This is a genomic window from Salmonella sp. NW177 (genome assembly GCF_051811585.1).
GTDB lineage: Bacteria > Pseudomonadota > Gammaproteobacteria > Enterobacterales > Enterobacteriaceae > Salmonella > Salmonella enterica.
Genome location: NZ_JAMMZV010000007.1, coordinates 33,915 through 58,038, shown reverse-complemented (window position 1 = coordinate 58,038; position 24,124 = coordinate 33,915). Strand labels below are relative to the sequence as shown.

The following is a 24,124-nucleotide window of genomic DNA, read 5'->3' as shown; positions in this document are numbered from 1 at the left end:
CCGTATTTTTAATCCAACATAACATCCGCTCAAAACACACTTTTTAATATATTTTTAAGGGCTGCCATAATTATTTACTACTTTAAGAGATTATGATGAAAAATGATATATTAATTACCGGTGGACATATCATCGATCCCGCTCGTAATATTAATGACATTAACAATTTACGCATCATTAACGATATTATCGTTGATGCCGATAAATATCCTGTAACTTCGGAGACCCGGATTATCCATGCCGACGGCATGATCGTCACTCCCGGTCTTATCGATTATCACGCGCATGTTTTTTATGACGCGACGGAAGGCGGCGTCAGGCCTGATATGTACATGCCGCCGAATGGCGTCACCACCGTCGTGGATGCAGGTTCTGCCGGTACGGCAAACTTTGATGCCTTCTACCGAACGGTGATTTGCGCCAGCAAAGTTCGAATCAAAGCGTTTCTGACCGTGTCGCCGCCGGGCCAAACCTGGTCACAAGAAAATTATGATCCTGACAACATTGATGAAAATAAGATCCACGCGCTGTTTCGCCAGTATCGCAACGTTCTTCAGGGATTAAAACTCAAGGTTCAGACTGAGGACATTGCTGAATATGGCTTAAAACCGCTGACTGAATCCCTTCGTATTGCCAACGATTTAAGGTGCCCCGTGGCAATACACTCGACTCATCCCGTCGTTCCCATGAAAGAACTTGTCTCCTTGCTACGCCGCGGCGATATTATCGCTCATGCGTTTCACGGCAAAGGTAGCACCATTCTTACTGATGAAGGCGTTGTCTTAGCCGAAGTCCGTCAGGCAAGGGAAAGAGGCGTTATATTTGATGCCGCCAATGGTCGCAGCCATTTTTCAATGAACACGGCACGCCGGGCCATCGCCAATGGCTTTCTTCCGGATATCATCAGTAGCGATCTCTCAACCATCACTAAACTCGCCTGGCCTGTTTACGCCTTACCATGGATTTTATCGAAATATTTAGCACTCGGCGTCGCGCTTACCGATGTCATTAACGCCTGTACCCATACCCCAGCAGTTTTAATGGGTATGGCAGCAGAAATTGGTACGCTGGCCCCTGGGGCATTTGCCGATATCGCCATCTTTAAATTAAAAAACAGGCATGTTGAATTTGCCGATATTCATGGTGAAACGCTCACGGGGACGCATGTGCTGGTACCACAAATGACCATAAAATCCGGTGAGATATTATTTCGTCAAATTGATTTTGGCGCGCGGCCAAACGGAGTTGAAAAATGACCTCAATGCAAAAATGGCTACGGATCGGCGCGACATTAATGTTCGGCCTTTTTGTTGCTTATCTTGACCGTTCTAATCTTTCCGTTACGTTACCTACGATTACACACGACCTGAATATTGATGGCGCAACGGCCAGCATTGTATTAACCATATTTCTTATTGGCTATGCCTTTTCAAATATTTTTGGCGGCGTATTTACCCAGCGATACGATCCGAAAAAAATAGTCATTCTGATGGTGCTAATCTGGTCGATTGCGACCGTTTTTGTCGGATTTACCTCGTCAGTGTACGTTATTTTGATTTGTCGGCTGGTGCTTGGCATTACCGAAGGCATTTATTGGCCGCAGCAGTCCCGCTTCGCCAGCGACTGGTTTTCAGACAAAGAACGGACGCAGGCGAACAGCATTATCCAGTATTATGGACAGTTCCTGGCATTAGGCCTGGGATTTATGATTTTGTCTCCGCTGGATGCTGCCTTCGGTTGGCGAAATGTTTTTATTATCACTGGTGTGATCGGCATTGTTGTTGTGGTTCCACTTTATATAACAATGCTGAAAAAACAGGAAGAAGCGCCTTATTATCGTGCGCCGGCGCCAACAGAGAAAACTAAACTTACCCTGGAATCGCTGGGCGGAACCCCCTTCCTACTCCTTATTTTTACCTACATCACTCAAGGGATGTTGTTCTGGGGAATTACGTTATGGATCCCCATGGTTGTCAATTCTCTCGGCTATACCGGATTCAGTAAAGCATTGGTCAGTTCTCTGCCTTATCTGACTGCGGTTATACTGGCAATCCCTATCTCATGGATCAGTGATAAGACACAAAAGCGTGTACTTATTGCTTCACTGGGCCTACTAATCCCCGGCGTGATGTTATTTCTCCTGCCATTTGTCGATGCGCCGGGCTTTAAAATCACGCTCATTACCCTGGCGATGGGTTATTATGCCGCCAGCTTTACCCCCAATATCTGGTCGATTATCCAGTCGAACGTTAAACCCCATGCGATTGGCCCAGCCTCCGGTATTATTAATGGCATCGGCGCCGGCGGTGGCGGTACGCTGGCAGGCCTTATGGTCGGCTATTTTTACCGGACAACCGGCAGCTATATGCAGGGATTTATGGTTCTCGGATGCATTGTTATCCTGGGCGGCGCGTCATTATTGATCTACGGCAGAATAAGAGCTCACCATGCCCGGCGCTAGCGCCATCAGCCAGAATGTAAAAAACAACGCCACCCGAGGGTGGCGTGTTCAGTTCAGGGCTGGTTTCTGTCTAACCAGTCACCGCTTTCAATCAGAGTTAACCCATCAACAGGACGTTGATATACATACATCCATGCGCTGCCGTAAGGCGTCTGGATTAACTGGCGTGCGTATTCACCGCCCCTGGTGCGCAAAGCATCAAGTTCGGCCAGCGTGGCGTTATCAATTCGATAAACTTCTCCGTATACCGCTCCGTTTCCCGGAACTGCGCCTGGATAGTGGCCCAGACTATACAACTGGTAGTTATCGATACGGTAATCGCCAAGCAATTGGGCATTGGTCATCCAGTGACTGTTGCCTTGTTTCTGTCGTAAACTGCCATAGACAAATATTCGCATTGCTAAAACTCAAACTGATAGAGCAAATCAAGTGCCTGATCTACGCCAGACACTGCTTCCAGATATAGCTTAGGCATCAGGCGATAACGTAACGTGAGCGTCGCCAGAGAGTCAAATATCCCTACACCATACTTCACCTGTAGACCCGGCAGTACATAGCCGCTGACCACAACCTGGGACGAATCGCCCACCCCTTGCGTGTCCAGCGCCAGATTACTTACACCGAATGTCTCTCCGATTTTACCCACAACCTGACCACTTTGCGCAACCCCCAGGCCAATAAGCATGGAAGTCATTGCTGCGCTATCACTCTGATTGCTGTCCAACCCCTGCCCACGCAGCAGATAAGAAAGCGCTTCAGCCTGCGGCATCGCCGGATCGGAGAAGATTTCCGCTTTGGGTTCATCAGCAGTGCCTGTGACGCGCACGCCCGCAATGACATCGTCTTCGGTGGCGTCAGGGTTACGGATCGCTTCGATATTGAGCAGCGGCTGATCCGGCGGGCCGGAGAACAGCAGCTCGCCTTTACGGACAAGCAGGTCCTGGCCGTAGGCGCGGAATCGGCCGTCAGGAATATTGATTTGACCATTCAGCCCCAGCCCCTGCTTATCCTGCGCGACTTTCAAATCGCCGGTCAAACGCGCTTTAAGCCCGAAGGCGTCGATGCGCACGTTGTTGCCGACGTGGACCGTCAGATTACTGTTGATGGGAATAGACGCTGTCTGCGGCGTTTCTGGTTGCAGGTCATTGTTGAGCATAACCACATCGCTGGAGACGCCGACCGCGCTCTCCGGCAGGTCGTGCACCACAATTCGCGCCCACGGAACGTCCACACGCCCATCCAACGTGAACAGCGAAGGCGTCGCGTCAAAGACCACATCCGGCGAGACATCCAGGCGCACCATCGGCGGAACGGTAATCCGCACCCGGCTGCCTTTCGCCGTCACCCGCGCGCGCCAGTTGTCAATCTGACTCCAGTCGGCGTTGCCGTTCAGGTTAATTTGCCCTTGTTGTGTTCGCACGATACCGGCGAGCGTCGAACGCGTCCCGCTAAAGTTCATGGTGAGCTGGCTCGGCTGCATCTCAAACGGCATAAAATTACCGTCAATATCCAGCGCGCTAAGCTGCAACTGACCAAACAACTGCGGGCTTTGTACATCGCCGCCCAGACGTAGCCTGGCGTTTAACATTCCCGCCGCTTTTTCGCCGCGCGAAAAGACAGGGTTGACCATCGCCAGATTGAGATTGCGCATGTTGACGTTACCGCCGAGATTGCGCCGCCCCTGAGGATCGGTTACCTGCACCTGGCCATCGAATTGACCATTGTTCGTCAGGCGAATCAGCCATCCCAACTCGGCGCGATTATTGTGCAGATCGGCGCTGAGGTTCAGCGTCTCAAACGCGACCGGTAACGGCGCGTCATTGACGGTCTGCGTGACCTTCACATTACGACCGGAAAGCGTGACCTTCCCCTGCGGCAATCCCTCCTGGGTGGTGTCCCACGACACGTCCGCTTTCCCGCTAAAGATCCCGCTGGCCTGAGTGGTATCAGGCATAAATGGCTTCAGCATCGCCAGATCAAAGCGGTTGAGATTGACCACCGCCCGCCCTGCGGCGCCCGCATCAATGGTTTGCGGGATGCACAGCTCGGCGTTCGGGTTCAGCCAACAATGCGGCCCGATACTGATTTTCTGTTCTTTATTACGGTAGTCCAGCGCAATCGCGCGGGTCAACGACCATGGCCCCACTGGCGTCTGGAAACGGGTGTCGCTTAACGTCCCTTTCCAGCGCGCCGCCTCGCGATCAAAACTGCCTGTCAGGGAGAGTTGACCGGATACCGGTTCTCCCTGAACACGGAGCTGTAGCTGATGCTGCTTCTCGCTGCCTTTGGCGTCAAGCGTCACCAGATTGATGTTAACGTCGGGCTGCGAAATCCGCTCTACGCGAACGTTGAGATGGCCCGCTATCTGATCGGTGGATTTAATATCGCCCTCAATGCGCGCCTGGGCGACAGACAGATCCTGCCAGCGCAGGCCGCGGGCGGTGATATCCGCCAACAGCTGCGGCGCTTCTACCGTACCGCGGACTTTAACGATTCCTTTTGCCATGCCGCCCAGCCCTGGCAGCGCATTATCCAGCCCTGGCGCATCGATGGCGGCGTCAAGATTCAACTCCTTAACGCCAAGCTCGCCTTTTATATCGGCGCTGTTTGGGCCCAGCGCAAGGTGCAGCCCCGGGATCGTCCACTGCATGTAGCTGTTGCCCTTTAGCGTCCCGTTGACGTTAACGCTGTTCTGCTTCACATTGCCGGTCAGCTTGAGCTCCGGAACATCCATCTGCCAGGTGCCGCCGTAGAGGCTGCCTTTGGTTTTCATGACGCCGTTAAGCTTCGCGGGCCAATCCGGGATCTCTTTAGCGGTATTGATGCCATTCAGCGTCAGTTCGCCACGCCAGCTAATCGCCTGCTGCCAGTCCACCAGCGCTTTCAGTTCGGTTTTTCCCTCCAGAGCGGCGACGGTGAGTTTATCGAGATTAATCTGCCGCTCATTCCCTTTAGCATCCAGCGTAATGGTCGCCGGCGGAATATCTTGTCCTTTCACGGCGGTTCGCATCGACAACGTATAGTCGGTCATCTTACCGCTCAGTTTGAGCTTCAGATCGTCAGCCTGAAACTGGGTATCACCCGTCAATGGCCAGGCAATGCGTTGGCTGACGACTTCAAGATTGAGCGGTAAACCGGCCTCCGCCAGCCGCGTCTGGGCGCGAAGCGTGACATCCATCGGCCCGGAAAGGTTCACCCCGACCTCCAGTTGTTCGCGTAGCGCGCCGCCGACCTTGAGTTTTATCTTTTCACCCTTTAGCGGATCGATATTCAGCGTACTGTTGAGCGTAATATCAACCGGCCAGTTATTGGCGAGCTGCGCCGTACCGGAGGCTTTCACCGTGCCCTGGTTGGCGTCGATATCCAGAGTATCCAGCTTCATATTACCGTCGATACTGCTGACTTTAAGCAGCATCGTGCGCACCGTCAGATCGGTATCGCCGGTGATGCGTAGCTGCTCGCCGCGAAATGACTCGATATTCAGATTGAGCGGCAGGTGAACATCGGTCATCTCCGGCATTACCGGTTTTGCAAACAGATCTTTTAGCGTTTCGCCAAGCGGCTTTTCATCCGGTTGAGGTTTCTCGATTTTGGGTTCAACCACCTCTTCCTGCGCCACGTCAGCGACCTTCGGCAGAGCGATCAGCAATCCCTGAAGCCGCGTCGGTTTCAGGGTCAGGTTTTTCTCCTGCCATGCCAGCCCGGAGGTAAAATCCAGCACCGAAACGGTAGTGTCATCAATCTTGATATTGATGTTATTCAACGCCACGCGCGACAGCGTGATGGGCCAGGGGGTGGAGAGGTTCAGCGGTCCGCTTTCTTCCTCTTCTTGCGCCGGTTCGGAGGGTGGCATTTTTTTGCTGTCGATAGCGACATTAATGTCTTTTAGCGCCAGATCATTGACGCACAGGCTACTGCGCCACAGGCAATCAAGCCCGACGGCCAGATGAATTTCGCCCGCATTCACCGCAACGCCCGGCTGCTCATAGCGGATATTTTTTAACGATAAGTCCCGCCAGCCGCCGGTGACCTGCCCAATCTCCAGCCCCGGCACCCAGCGGTTCGCCGCACTGAATACCAGATGCAGCCCCGTCGTCGTCCCGACCAGAAACGCAACGCTCGCCAGTAACACCACAATGAAAATCAACACGCCGAGGCTTATTTTCTTCCATAAACTCATAATTCAGGCCCCAGACCGATATAAAACTGTAAACCGTGTTCGTCTTTGTCGCCGACCGGTACGGCAAAATCGAGTTTGACAGGCCCAACCGGCGACGCCCAGCGCACGCCGACCCCGGTCCCGGTTTTGAAATCGCTACGGCGAATATCACTCACCGCCTCGCCGCTATCGACAAACACTGCCCCCCACCATTTGCCGGTGACGTTATACTGGTACTCCAGCGATCCGGTTGCCAGTTTTGAGGCGCCTTTAAGATTGCCGTCGCTATCTTTAGGCGAAATAGATTTGTATTTATAGCCGCGAATACTGCGGTCGCCCCCGGCGAAGAAACGTAAATCCGGCGGAACTTTGTCGAAATCACCGGTTTCTATCCAGCCCAAATTGGCGCGCATCACAAAACGGTGGCGATCGTACAAAGTCCGAATCCAGACGTTTTGCGCCTGCAGCACGGAGAAATCCACGTCGGAGCCCCAAGCCGTATTCGAATAGTCTACTGAATAGCGCTGCGAATCGCCCCAGGTTGGCATCAGTCCCCCTCGCGAGCGGGTTCGGCTGATCATCACGCCCGGGTAGAACAGCATAGTGGTATTGGTGACGTTCCCCTGGGTAAAGTGGTCGAAACTCCAGCGCAGGTTAATCGCCCGCTGCCAACCGCTGGAAAGGTCCCAGTAACGCGAAACGGCAAGCGTGGTCGAGTCCTGCTCCGTATCATTCAAATCGGTACGTTTAAAACCGCCCTGTACCAGATAGTATTGCTCCAGCGGGTTTTTCAGCAGCGGCATTTTATAACTAAAATCCAGCACCTGTTCCGGCGCAGAAATACTGGTGCTGGTGGTCAGACTATGACCGTAAGAGTTCATCCACGGTTTTTTCCACGACGCTTTCACGCGCGGCCCGACGTCGGTGGAGTACCCCACCCCGGTTTCAATCGTATTTTCGGTTCGCGGCGATACCACGCCTTTTAACGGCAGAATTTTTGTTTTACGCGATTTCTCAAATTCCGGCGCCACCACGACAGAATTAAACCATCCGGTAGCGGAAAGTCGGCGGTTTAGTTCCGCCAAATCTTTCGATTCGTACTCATCGCCCTCTTTAAACGGCAACAGATTTTGTAAATATTCATCACGAATCTGCGAACCTTCGAAGGTGACAGGTCCGAAGCGATAGCGCTCACCGCTATCATAATCAATATCCCAAAACGCCTGATGACGGCCCAGAGCAATTCCCAACTGACTTTTAACGAATTCGCTGTCGAAATAGCCTTTACGTAGCGACACGCTGGTTAACGACTTTTTAAAATTGTCATAGTCTCCCTGGTTCAGCACCGTGCCGATTGCCGGACGCGTTTTCAGTAAGGCCAGATAATCTTTGTCCGTACGCGCGCCGCCGCGTAAAATGACTTCTGTACTGCCAATCAACACCGGCTGGCCGGGCGTAACCCTGGCGATTAATACCTGCCGTCCTTTCGCAGGCGGTGGAAGCAAGTCGAATTTGATAGTGGGTTCGTAATAGCCTAACGCTTTAAGCCCTTCGCGAATCGCATCATCAACTCGGGCGCGAAAGCGCCGATCCGGCGTCACCTCATCGCTCTGAATCGTAGAGAGCTGTGCGCGAACGTTTTTTTCCAGCTCTCCGGATAGCCCTTCGACTTTCAGACGAACATTTGCGGCTACCGCAGAACTGCTCAGGCACAGTAAGCTAACCCAACATAACTGACGGATATGTGGCACATTTTCTCCTGAATATCCCCTATTCCCACCCCTGGAAAAAATCACACTACCGCTCCGCGGCTTAACATAAAATCAACAATTTCGATTGAAAAGCAGACGACTGCCCAAATATTTCTTATGGTTAAATCCAGATACATTAATGTTGTTATTGTGTGCAAAGATGCGTCTCGTTACAACCTTAACGCCAATTAACGCTTTCGGGAGAATAGCTCATGAGTTTATTTGATAAAAAACATCTGGTTACTCAAGCAGATGCGTTACCAGGACGCAACACCCCGATGCCGATCGCCACTCTGCATGCGGTAAATGAACACTCTATGACCAATGTCCCTGCCGGGATGGAGATCGCCTACTTCGCTATGGGCTGTTTCTGGGGCGTAGAACGTTTATTCTGGCAATTGCCCGGCGTATATAGCACCGCGGCAGGGTATGCAGGCGGTTACACGCCTAATCCAACCTACCGGGAAGTCTGCTCCGGGCAGACCGGTCATGCCGAAGCGGTACGGATAGTGTACGATCCTGCCGTTATCAGTTATGAGCAGCTTTTACAGACCTTCTGGGAAAATCACGATCCGACGCAGGGGATGCAACAGGGTAACGATCACGGTACGCAATACCGTTCTGCGATTTATCCCTTAACGCCGGAGCAGAATGCCGCCGCTCACGCCAGTCGCGAGCGCTTTCAGTCGGCAATGGCCGCCGCCGGAGACCATCGCCCTATTACCACGGAAATCGCCCATGCGACGCCGTTTTACTACGCCGAAGATGAACACCAACAGTATCTGCACAAAAATCCATACGGTTACTGCGGGATTGGCGGGATCGGCGTTTGCCTGCCGCCTGACGCGTGACGACGCTGGCGTAGGGGGAACTTGTCGGAGTTGAAAATGAACCCTCTGGCGACTTTACAGTAGCTTACGCTATACTAGCCCTGAACTTATCGGCTCACTGCTACGAGCCGGTTTTCATTAAACGTTACCACACGGATTTATAAACTTCCCTTCCGAGGATCTGGCGTTTCGCCGGATAAGATATGTTAAACAGTATATTCATTATATTCTGCCTGATCGCTGTAAGTGCGTTCTTCTCCATCTCCGAGATCTCGCTTGCCGCATCACGTAAGATTAAACTTAAATTATTAGCTGATGAAGGCAGTATCAACGCACAACGCGTATTGAAAATGCAGGAAAATCCCGGCATGTTTTTCACCGTTGTGCAAATTGGCCTGAACGCCGTCGCTATTCTTGGCGGTATCGTCGGCGATGCGGCATTTTCGCCCGCCTTTTCCGCCCTTTTCTCGCACTATATGTCGCCAGAACTCTCCGAGCAGCTGAGCTTTATTCTCTCTTTCTCGCTGGTGACGGGGCTGTTTATCCTGTTCGCGGATTTAACCCCGAAACGCATCGGTATGATTGCGCCAGAAGCTGTGGCTTTGCGTATCATCAACCCGATGCGCTTCTGCCTGTTCGTTTTTCGCCCGCTGGTGTGGCTGTTTAACGGCATGGCAAACAACATCTTCCGCCTGTTCAAAATTCCAATGGTGCGGAAAGACGACATTACTTCTGATGATATTTACGCAGTGGTGGAAGCCGGCGCGCTGGCGGGCGTCTTGCGCAAGCAAGAGCATGAACTGATTGAAAATGTGTTTGAACTTGAATCCCGCACCGTACCGTCTTCCATGACGCCGCGCGAAAGTATCATCTGGTTTGATCTGCACGAAGACGAACAAAGCCTGAAGAAAAAGGTCGCCGAACATCCGCACTCAAAATTTTTGGTGTGTAATGAAGATATCGACCACATCATCGGCTATGTAGACTCCAAAGATCTGCTGAATCGCGTGCTGGCGAACCAAAGTATGGCGCTGAATGGCGGCGTGCAAATTCGCAATACCTTGATTGTGCCGGATACGCTGACCCTTTCTGAGGCGCTGGAAAGTTTCAAAACGGCGGGCGAGGATTTCGCGGTCATTATGAATGAATACGCGCTGGTCGTCGGTATCATTACGCTGAACGATGTGATGACCACGCTAATGGGTGACCTGGTCGGCCAGGGACTGGAAGAGCAAATTGTGGCGCGCGATGAAAATTCCTGGCTGGTTGACGGCGGCACGCCGATTGACGACGTCATGCGCGTGCTGGATATCGATGAGTTTCCGCAATCCGGCAACTATGAAACCATTGGCGGCTTTATGATGTTTATGCTGCGCAAGATCCCAAAACGTACTGATTCGGTGAAGTTTTCCGGCTACAAATTTGAAGTGGTGGATATCGACAACTACCGTATCGATCAGTTGCTGGTGACGCGTCTCGACAATAAAAGCAACGTACCGGCGCCGAAACTGCCCGATGCAAAAGACAAAGAAGACAGCGCGGCCTGAAATCCGTTTGCCAGAAACATCAACGGCTCCTGATTCAGGAGCCGTTTTTTTTTACTTTTTTAACCTACTGCATAGCACTTTTGGTTACGCCATCTCAGTTTGCAGACGCATAACCTGACGGTTAACTTCAGACATCACAGACAAGTGCTGCTTGTCCCTCACTTTTGGGATAAGAATCTTACCCTTATCGAACTCAAAAGCGCCAACATCCTTGATATATAACCGTCCACGGAACAGGATCTTCACGTACTTCGCCACCTGTAGCGGGTTGTAGCGTTGGAAAATTTTCATTGTTGTCTCCTGCAGAGTATTACGCCCTTGCGGTGCCACAATCAGCCCAACAGTTTTAAGGCGCAAATTTTAATGCCATATGACTATAGACCATATCTACGTCGTTTCCAGTGTGCATAAGTATATTTACCTTTTGATTACAGTTATTCAGAATTATCTAAACATCAGCTCATTTTTCTCAGTATATGCCTTCATTTTTCACAGGAAGTGTGCGCCCGCCCGCAAACTGGCATCCCCTTTGCGGGAAAAAGCATCAATCGCACATATGATTAACTATCGGCCCAAAGTGGTCGGATCACCTGCAAAAAAATAAAGAAGGAATGACCATGACCCTACGTAAAATTCTGGCGATGTCGTGTCTGCTACTCCCCATAATGGCTTGTGCGCATAACCTTGAAGTTAACCAACGGGTGCCGCCGGTAGGCATTGCCGATCGTGGCGAACTGACGTTGAATAAAGATGAGTTTAGTTATAAAAACTGGAATAGCGCGCAACTGGCGGGAAAAGTGCGCGTCCTGCTGCACATTGCGGGTCGAACGTCAGCGAAGGAAAAAAACGCCACGCTGATTGAAGCGATTAAATCCGCCGGGCTTCCGCATGACAGATACCAGACGACCACAATTGTGAACACCGATGATGCGATCCCAGGCTCCGGTATGTTCGTGCGTAGCAGTATAGAAAGTAATAAAAAGCTCTACCCGTGGTCGCAATTTATTGTCGACAGCAATGGCGTGGCGCGTAACGCCTGGCAATTAAAAGAAGAGGGGTCCGCCGTCATCGTGCTTGACAAAGACGGTCGGGTTCAATGGGTGAAAGATGGCGCGTTAACCCAGCAAGAGGTACAGCAGGTGGTCGACCTGCTGCATAAGCTCCTCAGTAAATAGTCACCCGGAAGCCGGGGTTAAGGAACGATTCACGAGGGGTATAGTCCAGCGTTTTTCCCTGCCAGTCGTGAACGTGCGCCCCGGCTGCAACGGCAATGGCATGACCTGCGGCAGTGTCCCAAACGCTGGTCGGCCCAAATCTGGGGTAAAGCTGCGCCTGGCCTTCCGCCACAAGGCAGAATTTCAGCGAGGAACCAATAGAGGTGGTCTGATGTTCGCCAAGCTGTTGGAGATATTCGGTGAGTTCATCATCCGTATGCGAACGGCTAATCACCACCAGCGGCGGGCGGGCATCCCGGACCTGAATCTGCTTACGCACCCCGCACTCCTCTTTCCAGGCCTTACCTTCCGCCGCGTAGTACATCACTTTCAGCACCGGCGCATAGACCACGCCCAACACCGGTTTGCCCTGCTCAATCAGCGCGATATTGACCGTGAATTCGCCATTGCGCTTGATGAACTCTTTGGTGCCGTCGAGCGGATCGACCAGCCAGTAGCGCTGCCAGTGCTGGCGCACTTCCCAGGCGGGCGGATCTTCTTCTGAAAGCACCGGAATATCCGGCGTGAGCGTGCGTAACCCTTCGAGAATCACGGTATGTGCGGCGATATCCGCCGCAGTGACTGGAGAATCGTCCTGCTTGCGGGCGTACTCCATCGGTTTGGCTCCATCATAAACCTGCATAATGGCATCGCCCGCGTTCCGTGCAAGCTGGCATACTTGTTCTAACATTCTCCACCTCTTTATGACAGGGGCGTTAACTCGTTGTTTTACTTATACCCGATCGTTAAGGGTTCCGCCAACTGTGATACCGTCAGCGGTTTTGATAATACCTTTCATGGCATGATTCACCCTTCTGTGAACACTCGCAAAAAATCGGCCGGATGGGGCGGTTTCGCCTTCTTCTGGCGACGGTTGGAACGATATCGGGTTTCACTGTTTATCATCGCTATTTTTCACTATCCGGCTTTTCTATTGCGTTCTTAAAAGGTGCCTCTGATGATTAAGTTTAGTGCAACGCTTCTGGCTACGCTGATCGCCGCCAGCGTGAATGCGGCCACCGTCGATCTCCGTATCATGGAAACTACTGATTTACATAGCAACATGATGGATTTCGATTATTACAAGGATACCGCAACCGAAAAATTCGGATTGGTACGTACCGCAAGTTTGATTCATGCCGCCCGAAATGAAGTCAAAAACAGCGTGCTGGTGGATAACGGCGACCTGATTCAGGGGAGCCCTCTGGGCGATTATATGGCGGCAAAAGGGCTCAAAGACGGTGACGTTCACCCGGTCTATAAAGCGCTCAACACTCTGGATTACGCGGTTGGAAACCTCGGCAACCATGAGTTTAATTATGGTCTGGACTATCTGCATAACGCGCTGGCCGGCGCGAAATTCCCTTATGTTAACGCCAATATTATCGACGTTAAAACCCAAAAGCCGCTCTTTACGCCTTATCTGATTAAAGAGACGAGCGTTATTGATAAAGACGGCAACCCGCAAACTCTGAAAATCGGCTATATCGGCTTTGTTCCGCCGCAAATCATGATTTGGGATAAAGCGAACCTGAGCGGCAAAGTTACCGTCAATGACATTACGGAAACCGCCCGGAAATATGTGCCCGAAATGCACGAGAAAGGCGCTGATATCGTGGTAGTCATTGCTCACTCAGGCCTTTCTGCCGATCCGTACCACAGCATGGCGGAAAACTCGGTTTATTACCTCAGCGAAGTTCCCGGCGTCGACGCGATTATGTTTGGCCACGCCCACGCCGTCTTCCCCGGTAAAGATTTTGCCGACATCAAAGGCGCGGATATCGCCAAAGGTACGCTTAACGGCATTCCTGCGGTAATGCCTGGCATGTGGGGCGACCATCTGGGAGTGGTCGATCTGGTGCTCAATAACGACAGCGGCAAATGGCAGGTTACGCAGGCGAAAGCGGAAGCGCGGCCTATCTATGACGCCGCCGCTAAAAAGTCGCTGGCGGCGGAAGACAGTAAGCTGGTCGATATTCTGAAAGCCGATCACGATGCCACCCGCGAGTTTGTCAGCAAGCCCATCGGCAAGTCCGCCGATAACATGTACAGTTATCTTGCTCTGGTGCAGGACGATCCTACCGTACAGGTGGTGAATAACGCGCAAAAAGCGTATGTGGAACACTTTATTCAGGGCGATCCGGATCTGGCGAAACTGCCGGTGCTGTCCGCCGCCGCGCCGTTTAAAGTTGGCGGGCGTAAGAACGATCCTGCCAGCTTTGTCGAAGTGGAAAAAGGCCAGTTGACCTTCCGTAACGCCGCCGATCTTTATCTCTATCCGAATACGCTGGTGGTGGTGAAAGCCAGCGGCAAGGAGGTAAAAGAGTGGCTGGAATGTTCTGCCGGACAGTTTAATCAAATTGATATTCACAGCAACAAACCGCAATCGTTGATCAATTGGGATGGCTTTCGCACCTATAATTTCGATGTCATTGACGGCGTGAATTATCAAATCGATGTGTCACAGCCCGCCCGCTATGATGGCGAATGCCAGATGGTGAATCCGCAGGCGGAACGTATTAAAAACCTGACCTTTAACGGTAAGCCTGTCGACCCGAACGCTACGTTCCTGGTCGCCACGAATAACTATCGCGCTTACGGCGGCAAGTTTGCCGGCACGGGCGACAGCCATATCGCCTTTGCGTCTCCGGATGAAAATCGCGCCGTGCTGGCGGCATGGATTGGCGCAGAGTCAAAACGCGCGGGCGAAATCCATCCGGCGGCGGATAATAACTGGCGTCTGGCGCCAATCCACAGCGATACGGCGCTGGATATCCGCTTTGAAACATCGCCAGGCGATAAAGCCGCTGCCTTCATTAAAGCGAAAGGGCAGTATCCGATGAAGAAGGTTGCCGTCGATGATATCGGTTTTGCCATTTATCAGGTGGATTTAAGCAAGTAACGTGTGTCCCGTATGGCGCTGCGTTTATTCGGCCTGACTGGCAGGCCGAATAAAGCGCTAGCCGCCATCTGATAAACGGTCCCGCTGCGCCAATACCTGGGGCAAATTCAGTTCTATCCAGTCCGCCAGCGCGGCGACTTTATCACTCACCTGCTCGCCAAGCGGCGTCAGGCTGTACTCCACATGCGGCGGAACAACTGGATATGACACCCGGTTGAGAAATCCGTCCTGTTCAAGCGCCTGTAACGACTGCGCCAGCATCTTTTCACTCACGCCTCCCATCTTGCGGCGCAGGTCGCTAAAACGGTGTGTACCGTCGCGTAACGCGACCAGAATCAGTACGCCCCAGCGACTGGTGACATGTTTTAACACCTCACGGGACGGGCACTGTTCAGCAAAGAGATTGCCTTCACGCAACTGCCGGGAAAGAGTATGAGCGCGCATTGATACTTACCTTTTTGTACGTACTTACTAAAAGTAAGTTTAGGTGGTAGCGTAATAAAACACAAGACCAACACTGAGGAGTTCACCATGATTGCTATCACTGGCGCAACAGGCCAACTGGGCCAACACGTTATTGAAAACCTGCTAAAAACGACGCCCGCCAGCCACCTCGTCGCGATCGTCCGTAACCCGAAAAAAGCCGCCCCGCTCAGTCAGCGCGGGATCGCCGTTCGCCAGGCGGATTACGCTAACGAAGCCGCGCTGACCACCGCCTTACAGGGCGTTGATAAACTGCTGCTTATATCATCCAGCGAAGTGGGACAACGCACCGCGCAGCACCGCAACGTTATTCAGGCCGCCATTGCCGCGAAGGTGAAATTCATCGCCTATACCAGCCTGCTACATGCGGATAAATCGCCGCTGGCGCTCGCCGATGAACATATTGAAACGGAAAAGATGCTGGCTGAGTCAGGTATTCCTCACACGCTATTACGTAACGGCTGGTATACGGAAAACTACCTGGCGAGCGTCCCTGCCGCGCTGAAGCATGGCGTCTTTATTGGCGCAGCGGAAGAAGGGAAAATCGCCTCCGCAATGCGCGCTGACTATGCCGCCGCCGCCGCGCGCGTCATCAGTGAAGAGGGTCACGCCGGGAATGTCTACGAGCTGGCGGGTGATAACGCCTGGACATTAAGCCAGTTGGCGGATGAACTTACTCATCAGAGCGGAAAAAAAATCGTCTACCAGAACCTGAGCGAAGTCGATTTTGCCGCCGCGTTAAAAGGCGCAGGCCTGCCTGACGGACTGGCGGATATGTTGGCCAATTCTGACGCTGGCGCGGCGAAAGGCGGCTTGTTTGATGACAGCCATACGCTGCGTAAACTCATCGGTCGCCCGACGACGACGCTCACAGAAAGCCTTCGCTCCGTACTGTAAGTGTTAAAATTTAGTTAATTTATGTGGCATCCTCATAGACCTTCTCTGATAATGACGGAACGGTTTATGAGGAGAATCTGATGATTAGCGGCGTGCTATACGCCCTGCTGGCAGGGCTAATGTGGGGATTGATTTTCGTCGGCCCGTTAATCGTGCCGGATTACCCGGCCCTCTTACAGTCAATGGGACGCTATCTGGCGCTGGGGCTGATTGCCCTGCCGATTGCCTGGTTAGGCCGCACGCGGTTACGCCAGTTGACGCGCAAAGACTGGTTCACCGCCCTGTCGCTGACTCTGATGGGCAATGTAATCTATTACGCCTGCCTCGCCAGCGCTATTCAGCGAACCGGCGCGCCGGTTTCGACGATGATCATCGGGACATTGCCGGTCGTCATTCCGCTTTTCGCTAACGTTCTCTATAGCCAACGAGACGGCAGATTATCCTGGCGGCGTTTAGCGCCCGCGCTGGCGCTTATCGGTTTTGGCCTGCTGTGCGTCAATATTGCTGAACTTAGTCAGGGATTGTCCGATGTTAGCGGCTGGCGCTATGGTTCAGGCATTGTGCTGGCGCTGATTTCCGTAGCGTGCTGGGCATGGTATGCGCTGCGCAACGCCCGCTGGCTGCGGGAAAATCCCGACAAACATCCCATGATGTGGGCAACGGCGCAGGCGCTGGTTACGCTGCCGGTCTCGTTAATCGGCTATGCGGCGGTCTGTCTGTGGCTGAGTATCCAGAAACCGCTGTTTACCCTGCCCTTTGGCCCGCATCCCGCGCTGTTTATCGGTCTGATGATCGCCATCGCGGTGCTGTGTTCCTGGGTGGGCGCGCTGTGCTGGAATATCGCCAGCCAAAAATTGCCAACCGTTATTTTAGGGCCGCTGATTGTTTTTGAGACGTTGGCGGGACTGCTCTATACCTTCATTCTGCGCCAGGAAATCCCGCCATTCCTGACGTTAAGCGGCATTGCGCTCCTGGTAGCGGGCGTGGTCATTGCCGTGAGAGCGAAACCGGAAAAAGCGACCGTCGTTCCGGTCACGGAACGCTAATTTCATACTCGCTTAAATTATACGCACCCCGAAAGAGTTATAGCCTCGCCTTAAAGATGTATTTAAAATACAACTTATATTATTGCAAATGAGGTAACGGCTATGGCTTATCGCGATCAACCTTTAGGCGAACTGGCGCTCTCTATTCCCCGCGCATCGGCGCTGTTTCGCCAGTACGATATGGATTACTGCTGCGGCGGAAAACAGACGCTGGCGCGCGCCGCCGCGCGTCACGACGTCGATATTGACATTATTGAAGCGCAACTCGCGCAGTTGGCTGAACAGCCCATCGAAAAAGACTGGCGCGCCGTTCCGCTGGCGGACATTATTGACCATATCGTGGTGCGCTATCATGACCGACACCGCGAACAACTGCCGGAGCTTATCCTGCAGGCAACCAAAGTGGAACGCGTCCACGCGGATAAGCCAAACGTCCCACGCGGCCTGACAAAATATCTCACTGCGCTGCATGAAGAGCTTTCCAGCCATATGATGAAAGAAGAACAGATCCTGTTCCCCATGATCAAACAGGGTATGGGTCGCCAGGCAACGGGCCCGATAAGCGTAATGGAAAGCGAGCATGACGAGGCGGGAGAGCTGGTAGACGTCATCAAACACGTCACCCAAAATGTAACGCCGCCGCCAGAAGCCTGTACCACCTGGAAAGCGATGTATAACGGCATTAATGAGATGATTGATGATCTGATGGAGCACATCAGCCTGGAGAATAACGTGCTGTTCCCACGCGCGCTGGCCGGGGAATAATCGCCAGCCGGGCATTTTGCCGGATGGCGGCTGTAAACTGCGCCTTATCCGGCCTACAAATCAACGCTACGCTGTAAGCCCGGTAAGCGCCAGCGCCACCGGGCAAAACAATTAACGCATTCCCGCCATCCGTTTCTTACCTATCAACAGCCAGCCCAGACCCAACGCGATAAACCACAGCGGCGTCACGATCAGCGCCTGGCGCGTATCGTCTTCCAGCGTCAGTAATACCAGCACGAACGCAAAGAACGCCATACAGACCCAGCACATCAGCTTACCGAGCGGCATCTTATAGATGGATTTTTCATGCAGGTGGGGACGCTTTTTGCGGTACACCAGGTATGAACACAGAATGATGGTCCAGACAAACATAAACAGGATAGCCGAAACCGTAGTGATCATGGTGAATGCGCCAATCACGCTCGGGTTGACCATCAGCATAACCACGCCGCCCAGCAGGCAGATACAGGAGAAGGTCAGGCCTTTCGCCGGTACCGCGCGTTTCGATAGCTTAGCGAACGCTTTTGGCGCCACGCCTTCTTGCGCCAGGCCAAACAGCATACGGCTGGTCGAGAAGACGCCGCTGTTGGCGGAAGACGCCGCCGAGGTCAGCACAACAAAGTTGATCACGCTCGCGGCGGCAGGCAGACCCACCAGTACAAACAGCTCAACGAACGGGCTCTTATCCGGCACCACGGAACTCCACGGCGTCACCGACATAATGACAATCAGCGCAAAGACGTAGAACATGATGATACGGATCGGTATTGAGTTAATCGCGCGCGGCAGCGATTTTTCCGGATCTTTAGTTTCTGCGGCGGTAGTACCGACCAGCTCAATGCCCACGAAGGCGAATACCGCAATCTGGAAACCGGCAAAGAACCCGCTAATGCCTTTCGGGAACCAGCCGCCGTCATTCCACAGATGCGCGAAAGACGCTTCAACGCCGGTCGGCGATTTAAAGTGCATCGCAATCATCACCAGCCCGACCACAATCAACGCCACAATGGCGACGATTTTGACCATAGCAAACCAAAATTCCATTTCCCCAAACATTTTAACGGTGGCGAGGTTGAGGCTTAGCAGCAGGATCACTACCGCCAGCGAGGCGACCCAATCGGAAAGGCCGGGAAACCAGAACTGCGCGTAGGCGGTAATCGCCACCACGTCAGCCATACCGGTCACTACCCAGCAAAACCAGTACGTCCAGCCGGTGAAATATCCCGCCCAGGGGCCAAGCAGGTCGGAAGCAAAATCGCTAAACGATTTATATTCCAGATTCGAGAGCAGCAATTCCCCCATGGCGCGCATCACGAAAAAAAGCATAAAACCGATGATCATATACACAAAAATGATCGACGGTCCGGCGAGACTGATCGTTTTACCCGATCCCATAAACAGACCGGTACCAATAGCGCCGCCAATAGCAATAAGCTGTATATGACGGTTTGTAAGATTGCGCCGTAGCGACTGTTCAGCCGGAGCCTGTTCGTCGGCTGCGACTTTTACCTGATCTACCATGTTTTTCTTCCTGTACCTGTCTGTGTTGTGCGGGCTCTACGGCCTTTGGTCTATGATACGACGATCCTGTTATCAGGACTCATCGATATTAGGTAAGAATCGGCGGGATGAATACTAAGATTCAAATACAATGTTAATTTTATGTTTAAAATGAGTGTTATATCACTTTGATAATGCGAATTAGCTCACAAAAATACACGTAACGACGCCATTTGCAAAATAAAATATTGGCATCTGCTGAAGTCAGGGTTGCCGGATAAGGCGTTTACGCCATCATCCGGCAAACCCGGGGCGCTTACAGAATTTCCAGCAGTTCCACCTCAAACACCAGGGTGCTGAATGGCGGAATAGATGCCCCGGCCCCACGCTCGCCATAGGCCAGCTCCTGTGGGATAGTCAGTTCCCATTTGGAACCTACCGGCATCAGAGTCAGCGCTTCAATCCAGCCGGCGATCACGCCATTTACCGGGAATTCAGCCGGCTCGCCGCGCGCGACGGAGCTGTCAAATACGGTGCCATCAATAAGCTTACCGGTGTAATGCACGCGTACGCGGTCGGTACGCGCCGGAATCGCGCCTTCGCCCTGCGTCAGAACGCGGAACTGTAAACCAGACTCAGTACTGTTCACACCGTCTTTTTCGCGGTTTTCTTCCAGGTATTTCACGCCTTCGGCCGCCATCGCTTTGAAACGCTCACGACGCACCGCGTCCGCACGCTCATGAATTTCACGCAGCGCACGATGCACCACATCAACAGGAACCGCCGGGTGTTTACCTTCCAGCGCATCAGCAATGCCTGCAACCAGCGCTTCAGGCAACAGTCCTTCAAGACCGGATTCGCTGAGCTGCTGCCCTACCTGCAAACCAATGCCGTAGCTCGCTTGCGCTTCAATAGTGTCAAAAGTCGGGGTGGCCATTATTTTTCCTTCATTGGATATCAAAAAAGTAGCGGGCAGCATAACAGCCACGCTTCTTCTGGTAAAACTTTGTCTCAGGGAGGATGACAAATCGCAGGGAAAAAGAAACAATAGATTATCCGTATTGATGTCACGAAAGCGGATAGCACTACCAGTATCATAGCGTTAGCCATCTATACTCTATGATTAAGGAACGAGATGCGGAGCAGGAGGTAAACCATGCCCGGACGCTTTGAATTAAAACCAACCCTGGCGAAAATCTGGCACGCGCCGGATAATTTTCGCATCATGGAGCCGCTGCCGCCTATGCATCGTCGTGGCATTATCATTGCCGCTATCGTGCTGGTGATCGGTTTCCTGCTGCCCGCCAGCGAGACCAGCGACTCACCTGTCGTCACGCGGGAAGCGCAATTGGATCTGCAATCGCAATCACAGCCGCCGACGGAGGCCCAGCTTCAGGCGCAGCTGGTCGCGCCGCAAAACGATCCGGATCAGGTGGCGCCCGTTGCGCCGGAACCTATCCAGGAAGGCCAGCCGGAAGAACAAAACCAGCCGCAGACGCAGCCTTTCCAGCAGGATAGCGGCATCGGTCAACAATGGCGCTCGTACCGGGTAGAGCCTGGTAAAACTCTGGCGCAACTGTTCCGTGACCACGGACTGCCCCCGACAGACGTTTATGCAATGGCGCAGGTAGAAGGCGCTGGCAAGCCGCTGAGTAATCTCAAAAATGGTCAAATGATTAAAATTCGCCAGAATGCCAGCGGGGTGGTGACAGGTTTAACGATAGATGGCGATAACGGTCAACAGGTGCTGTTTACGCGTCAGCCTGACGGCAGTTTTATTCGCGCACAGTAACGCCGGCTGCGCCTTACCCCGCCTATACCCTATTCGTTCAGGTGAAGCATTACCGCTTCACCTTATTCACCCACCAAATCCCCGAACACACCAGCACCAGCGCAATCATGTATTTCCACTCCAATATATTCTCGCCGAGAAAAATAGCCGAAAGAGCCGCGCCAGAAACCGGGATCAGAAAGTTAAACGGCGCAATCATCCCCACGCGGTTATATTTGAGTAAAATGCTCCATAGCGCAAAAGCGACCGACGAGAGCAGCGTCAGGTAGACTAAAATCGCCACCGACGAGAAGCCATGTATCGTCAGCGTACCGCCAAAAACGTAACCGCCAATGACCAGTACCAGACCGCCAATCCCCAATTGATAGCCAGTCATGACCATCGGATCGACCGTCTGCGAGAGACGTTTGCCATACAATGTGGCCGCAGAAAGAATAAACGCAGCCAGCACCACGGAGCCTTCTCCCGGCAGATTAAAGCTGAAATCCAGGCCGTTGCTGACGTTCACCACCATGACGCCCGCAAAGCCCAGAATACAGCCGAGCGTTTTGTTGTAGCTCAATCGGTCGTTCTGATAAATAAAGTGCGCCAGCAATACGCTGAAGAATGTGCCTGTCGCGTTCATGATTGAGCCTTTCACGCCGGAGGTGAACGCAAGGCCGATATAGAAAAAGAGATATTGCAGCGACGTCTGGGTCAGACCCAGTAACGTTAACTGAGCAAACTGGCGCGGACGAAACCGACCAATCGGTTTACGCTGAAGCAGCGCGAACAGTAGTAGCAACCCACCCGCAAACAAAAAACGATAACCAGCAAAAACAATTTTAGAAGGGATATCGTCGGTGGCTATCTGAAAGAGGTCATAACCGCTTTTGATGGCTGGATAAGCGCTGCCCCATAGCAGGCAACAAAATGCGGCACACACATAAACGACGTTTTTGCGGGCAAACGGGGAGGCCTGGCGTTGGGTATCCATTCTTTCACCAAGAAATTAAAATAATGTTTTATTTTTAATTATCGCGAAAAGAGGGGGAGATAGCCAGTCGAAAAGCGATGGGGTTAAAAAAGCAAAACGTCGGCGCTGGGCCGACGTTTCGTTGCTAGCAAAAACGAGAATGACTGATTACTCAGCAACCACGTTGATGATAACTTTTGCGAATACTTCGCTGTGAACCTGGAAGTTCACTTCGTGTTCGCCAGTGGTACGCAGAACGCCGTTCGGCAGACGAACTTCGCTCTTAGCCACGTCAACGCCAGCTGCAGTCACAGCGTCAGCGATGTCGCGAGTACCGATGGAACCGAACAGTTTACCTTCGTCGCCTGCTTTAGACGCGATAGTAACGGTTTCCAGGGCGTTGATTTTCTCTGCGCGTGCATTTGCAGCAGCCAGAACGTCAGCCAGTTTAGCTTCCAGTTCAGCGCGACGTGCTTCGAAGTATTCAACGTTTTTCTTGGTAGCCGGAACAGCTTTACCCTGTGGTACCAGGAAGTTACGAGCATAGCCCGCTTTAACGTTAACCTGATCACCCAGGCTACCCAGGTTTGCTACTTTATCAAGCAGAATAACTTGCATTACCTTATCCTCTCAAAGTCGTATTAATGGACCGTGACCGATTACTGATGGCGATCAGTGTACGGCAGCAGAGACAGGTAGCGAGCGCGTTTGATAGCGCGAGCCAGCTGACGCTGGTATTTTGCACGGGTACCGGTGATACGGCTTGGGACAATCTTACCGCTTTCGGTGATGTAGTTTTTCAGCGTAGCGATATCTTTATAGTCGATCTCTTGAACGCCTTCCGCGGTGAAACGGCAGAACTTGCGACGACGGAAATAACGTGCCATATGGCTAGTCTCCAGAATCTATCAATTCAATCTGCTCGGCATGCAGAACCATTTTGCTCAGACCGTTCTTTGCCTTGTGGCAAGAAATAAACCCCTGAACGGTTATGCGGCTGCCGACCGTTATACTGTGAGTAATGGCCTGGTTTTCGTGTCCGCTAACAATAACGGGCATTTGGCACCACGCCTGCCGGTGAAAGCCGGCTTCCTCTTGCACAGAACGATGCTCAAGCACGAACTGGCAATGCGGAATTCCTGATGGACTGACCTTTCGAAGGGGGGCCCTGCACACGGTGCCGGACAACGCCAGACGGTTGGTCATCAGAAATTACTCTTCAGAATCCCCAGCTTCAGCATCATCTGCGGTTTCGTTAGCGAAATCATCGCGACGCTCACGGCGCTCGTCTTTCGCTTTAACCATCGGAGAGGCTTCGGTAACAGCGTGCTTAGTACGCATAACCATGCTGCGGATAACGGCATCGTTGAAGCGGAAGGTAGTTTCCAGCTCATCGATCACTTCCTGCGGCGCTTCAACGTTCATCAGAACGTAATGCGCTTTGTGCAGTTTGTTGATCGGGTAAGCCAGCTGACGGCGGCCCCAGTCTTCCAGACGGTGGATCTTGCCTTCTGCGCCAGTGATGGCAGCAGAGTAACGCTCGATCATACCCGGAACCTGTTCGCTCTGGTCAGGATGGACCATAAAAACGATTTCGTAATGACGCATCGAATTGCTCCTTACGGATTATTCAGCCTCCTGTCTGGGTCAGCCGCGGCCCATGGAGGCAAGGAACGTGTTAAAGGTCGGCTGAAAAATGACGCGTTATAATACTGACACGCCCGGCGAAACTCAAGGCAATAGTTCGATTATTTATGTGCCTGCCGATCAGTTCTGAAATGTAAAAGATTAAGGATGAGATACCGACCTGTTAACCACCATA

23 protein-coding genes are annotated in these 24,124 nt (G+C 52.5%); 10 read left to right on the top strand and 13 right to left on the bottom strand.

What is annotated here, in order from left to right; genetic code table 11:
* The first annotated feature begins 92 nt into the window (after window positions 1-92).
* Entirely contained in the window at window positions 93-1,256 is a 1,164-nt protein-coding gene (locus tag NA986_RS18620; protein ID WP_023216467.1) for a metallo-dependent hydrolase, read from the top strand.
* A complete protein-coding gene (locus tag NA986_RS18615) occupies window positions 1,253-2,461 on the top strand; it encodes an MFS transporter (protein ID WP_000203131.1) in 1,209 nt (402 codons plus the stop codon). Before NA986_RS18620 ends, NA986_RS18615 begins: the two co-directional genes overlap by 4 nt.
* A 53-nt stretch (window positions 2,462-2,514) precedes the next feature.
* On the opposite strand, the gene NA986_RS18610 is transcribed toward NA986_RS18615, so the two are convergent.
* The 3 genes from NA986_RS18610 to tamA are packed head-to-tail and all read right to left on the bottom strand — an operon-like array spanning window position 2,515 to window position 8,371.
* Complete coding sequence (locus NA986_RS18610) at window positions 2,515-2,859, bottom strand: gamma-glutamylcyclotransferase family protein (RefSeq protein WP_001219167.1); 345 nt, start codon at window positions 2,857-2,859, stop codon at window positions 2,515-2,517.
* Between the two features lie 2 nt (window positions 2,860-2,861).
* Window positions 2,862-6,641 (bottom strand): autotransporter assembly complex protein TamB, encoded by a 3,780-nt coding sequence (tamB, locus tag NA986_RS18605; RefSeq protein WP_079950903.1) that lies wholly within the window; start codon window positions 6,639-6,641, stop codon window positions 2,862-2,864.
* Entirely contained in the window at window positions 6,638-8,371 is a 1,734-nt protein-coding gene (gene tamA, locus NA986_RS18600) for an autotransporter assembly complex protein TamA (protein ID WP_023138837.1), read from the bottom strand. Before tamA ends, tamB begins: the two co-directional genes overlap by 4 nt.
* A gap of 212 nt (window positions 8,372-8,583) precedes the next feature.
* Here tamA and msrA point away from each other — a divergent pair, with 212 nt between their 5' ends.
* Window positions 8,584-9,222, top strand: a complete 639-nt coding sequence (gene msrA / locus NA986_RS18595; protein WP_000051471.1) for a peptide-methionine (S)-S-oxide reductase MsrA — start codon at window positions 8,584-8,586, stop codon at window positions 9,220-9,222.
* A 182-nt stretch (window positions 9,223-9,404) separates the two neighbouring features.
* Complete coding sequence (locus NA986_RS18590; protein ID WP_000934969.1) at window positions 9,405-10,748, top strand: hemolysin family protein; 1,344 nt, start codon at window positions 9,405-9,407, stop codon at window positions 10,746-10,748.
* Window positions 10,749-10,832: 84 nt separating this feature from the next.
* Here the strand turns inward: NA986_RS18590 and NA986_RS18585 are convergent, their stop codons facing one another.
* A complete protein-coding gene (locus NA986_RS18585) occupies window positions 10,833-11,039 on the bottom strand; it encodes a DUF1107 domain-containing protein (RefSeq protein WP_000689229.1) in 207 nt (68 codons plus the stop codon).
* Between the two features lie 326 nt (window positions 11,040-11,365).
* Between NA986_RS18585 and NA986_RS18580 the strand changes: the two genes are divergently transcribed.
* Window positions 11,366-11,923: a YtfJ family protein gene (locus NA986_RS18580; protein WP_000175302.1), complete on the top strand. Its 558-nt coding sequence runs from the start codon at window positions 11,366-11,368 to the stop codon at window positions 11,921-11,923.
* Here NA986_RS18580 and cysQ read toward each other — a convergent pair.
* Window positions 11,913-12,653, bottom strand: a complete 741-nt coding sequence (cysQ, locus tag NA986_RS18575) for a 3'(2'),5'-bisphosphate nucleotidase CysQ (protein WP_000893398.1) — start codon at window positions 12,651-12,653, stop codon at window positions 11,913-11,915. The genes NA986_RS18580 and cysQ overlap by 11 nt on opposite strands.
* A gap of 267 nt (window positions 12,654-12,920) precedes the next feature.
* On the opposite strand from cysQ, the gene NA986_RS18570 reads away from it, so the two are divergent.
* On the top strand, window positions 12,921-14,864 hold the full coding sequence (locus tag NA986_RS18570) for a bifunctional 2',3'-cyclic-nucleotide 2'-phosphodiesterase/3'-nucleotidase (protein ID WP_023216464.1): 1,944 nt from the start codon (window positions 12,921-12,923) through the stop codon (window positions 14,862-14,864).
* 57 nt (window positions 14,865-14,921) lie between these two features.
* Here NA986_RS18570 and NA986_RS18565 read toward each other — a convergent pair whose 3' ends face one another.
* Window positions 14,922-15,308, bottom strand: coding sequence for a winged helix-turn-helix transcriptional regulator (locus NA986_RS18565; protein ID WP_001201295.1), 387 nt, complete (start codon window positions 15,306-15,308; stop codon window positions 14,922-14,924).
* Window positions 15,309-15,395: 87 nt separating this feature from the next.
* Between NA986_RS18565 and NA986_RS18560 the strand changes: the two genes are divergently transcribed.
* From NA986_RS18560 to ytfE, 3 genes are all read left to right on the top strand, one after another.
* Entirely contained in the window at window positions 15,396-16,244 is an 849-nt protein-coding gene (locus NA986_RS18560; protein WP_023216463.1) for an SDR family oxidoreductase, read from the top strand.
* Between the two features lie 80 nt (window positions 16,245-16,324).
* Window positions 16,325-17,290, top strand: coding sequence for a DMT family transporter (locus NA986_RS18555; RefSeq protein ID WP_000623275.1), 966 nt, complete (start codon window positions 16,325-16,327; stop codon window positions 17,288-17,290).
* A 102-nt stretch (window positions 17,291-17,392) separates the two neighbouring features.
* Complete coding sequence (ytfE, locus tag NA986_RS18550; protein WP_000331471.1) at window positions 17,393-18,055, top strand: iron-sulfur cluster repair protein YtfE; 663 nt, start codon at window positions 17,393-17,395, stop codon at window positions 18,053-18,055.
* A 111-nt stretch (window positions 18,056-18,166) separates the two neighbouring features.
* On the opposite strand, the gene cycA is transcribed toward ytfE, so the two are convergent.
* The gene (gene cycA / locus NA986_RS18545; protein WP_000228322.1) at window positions 18,167-19,576 is read right to left on the bottom strand and encodes a D-serine/D-alanine/glycine transporter; all 1,410 of its coding nucleotides are present in this window, start codon (window positions 19,574-19,576) and stop codon (window positions 18,167-18,169) included.
* 295 nt (window positions 19,577-19,871) lie between these two features.
* On the bottom strand, window positions 19,872-20,492 hold the full coding sequence (fklB, locus tag NA986_RS18540) for an FKBP-type peptidyl-prolyl cis-trans isomerase (RefSeq protein WP_000235161.1): 621 nt from the start codon (window positions 20,490-20,492) through the stop codon (window positions 19,872-19,874).
* 219 nt (window positions 20,493-20,711) lie between these two features.
* Between fklB and NA986_RS18535 the strand changes: the two genes are divergently transcribed.
* Window positions 20,712-21,347, top strand: a complete 636-nt coding sequence (locus NA986_RS18535; protein ID WP_001119446.1) for an OapA family protein — start codon at window positions 20,712-20,714, stop codon at window positions 21,345-21,347.
* A 49-nt stretch (window positions 21,348-21,396) separates the two neighbouring features.
* On the opposite strand, the gene NA986_RS18530 is transcribed toward NA986_RS18535, so the two are convergent.
* The 5 genes from NA986_RS18530 to rpsF all read right to left on the bottom strand — a co-directional run bounded on the left by NA986_RS18530 (window position 21,397) and on the right by rpsF (window position 23,910).
* Window positions 21,397-22,323 (bottom strand): DMT family transporter, encoded by a 927-nt coding sequence (locus NA986_RS18530; protein ID WP_000381075.1) that lies wholly within the window; start codon window positions 22,321-22,323, stop codon window positions 21,397-21,399.
* Window positions 22,324-22,470: 147 nt separating this feature from the next.
* Entirely contained in the window at window positions 22,471-22,920 is a 450-nt protein-coding gene (gene rplI / locus NA986_RS18525) for a 50S ribosomal protein L9 (protein WP_001196065.1), read from the bottom strand.
* A gap of 41 nt (window positions 22,921-22,961) precedes the next feature.
* Window positions 22,962-23,189 (bottom strand): 30S ribosomal protein S18, encoded by a 228-nt coding sequence (rpsR, locus tag NA986_RS18520; RefSeq protein ID WP_000135199.1) that lies wholly within the window; start codon window positions 23,187-23,189, stop codon window positions 22,962-22,964.
* A 4-nt stretch (window positions 23,190-23,193) separates the two neighbouring features.
* Window positions 23,194-23,508 carry a primosomal replication protein N gene (priB, locus tag NA986_RS18515; RefSeq protein ID WP_001519453.1) on the bottom strand — a complete coding sequence of 105 codons (315 nt, stop codon included), beginning with the start codon at window positions 23,506-23,508 and terminating at the stop codon, window positions 23,194-23,196.
* 6 nt (window positions 23,509-23,514) lie between these two features.
* Window positions 23,515-23,910, bottom strand: a complete 396-nt coding sequence (rpsF, locus tag NA986_RS18510) for a 30S ribosomal protein S6 (RefSeq protein ID WP_001216673.1) — start codon at window positions 23,908-23,910, stop codon at window positions 23,515-23,517.
* Window positions 23,911-24,124 lie beyond the last annotated feature (214 nt).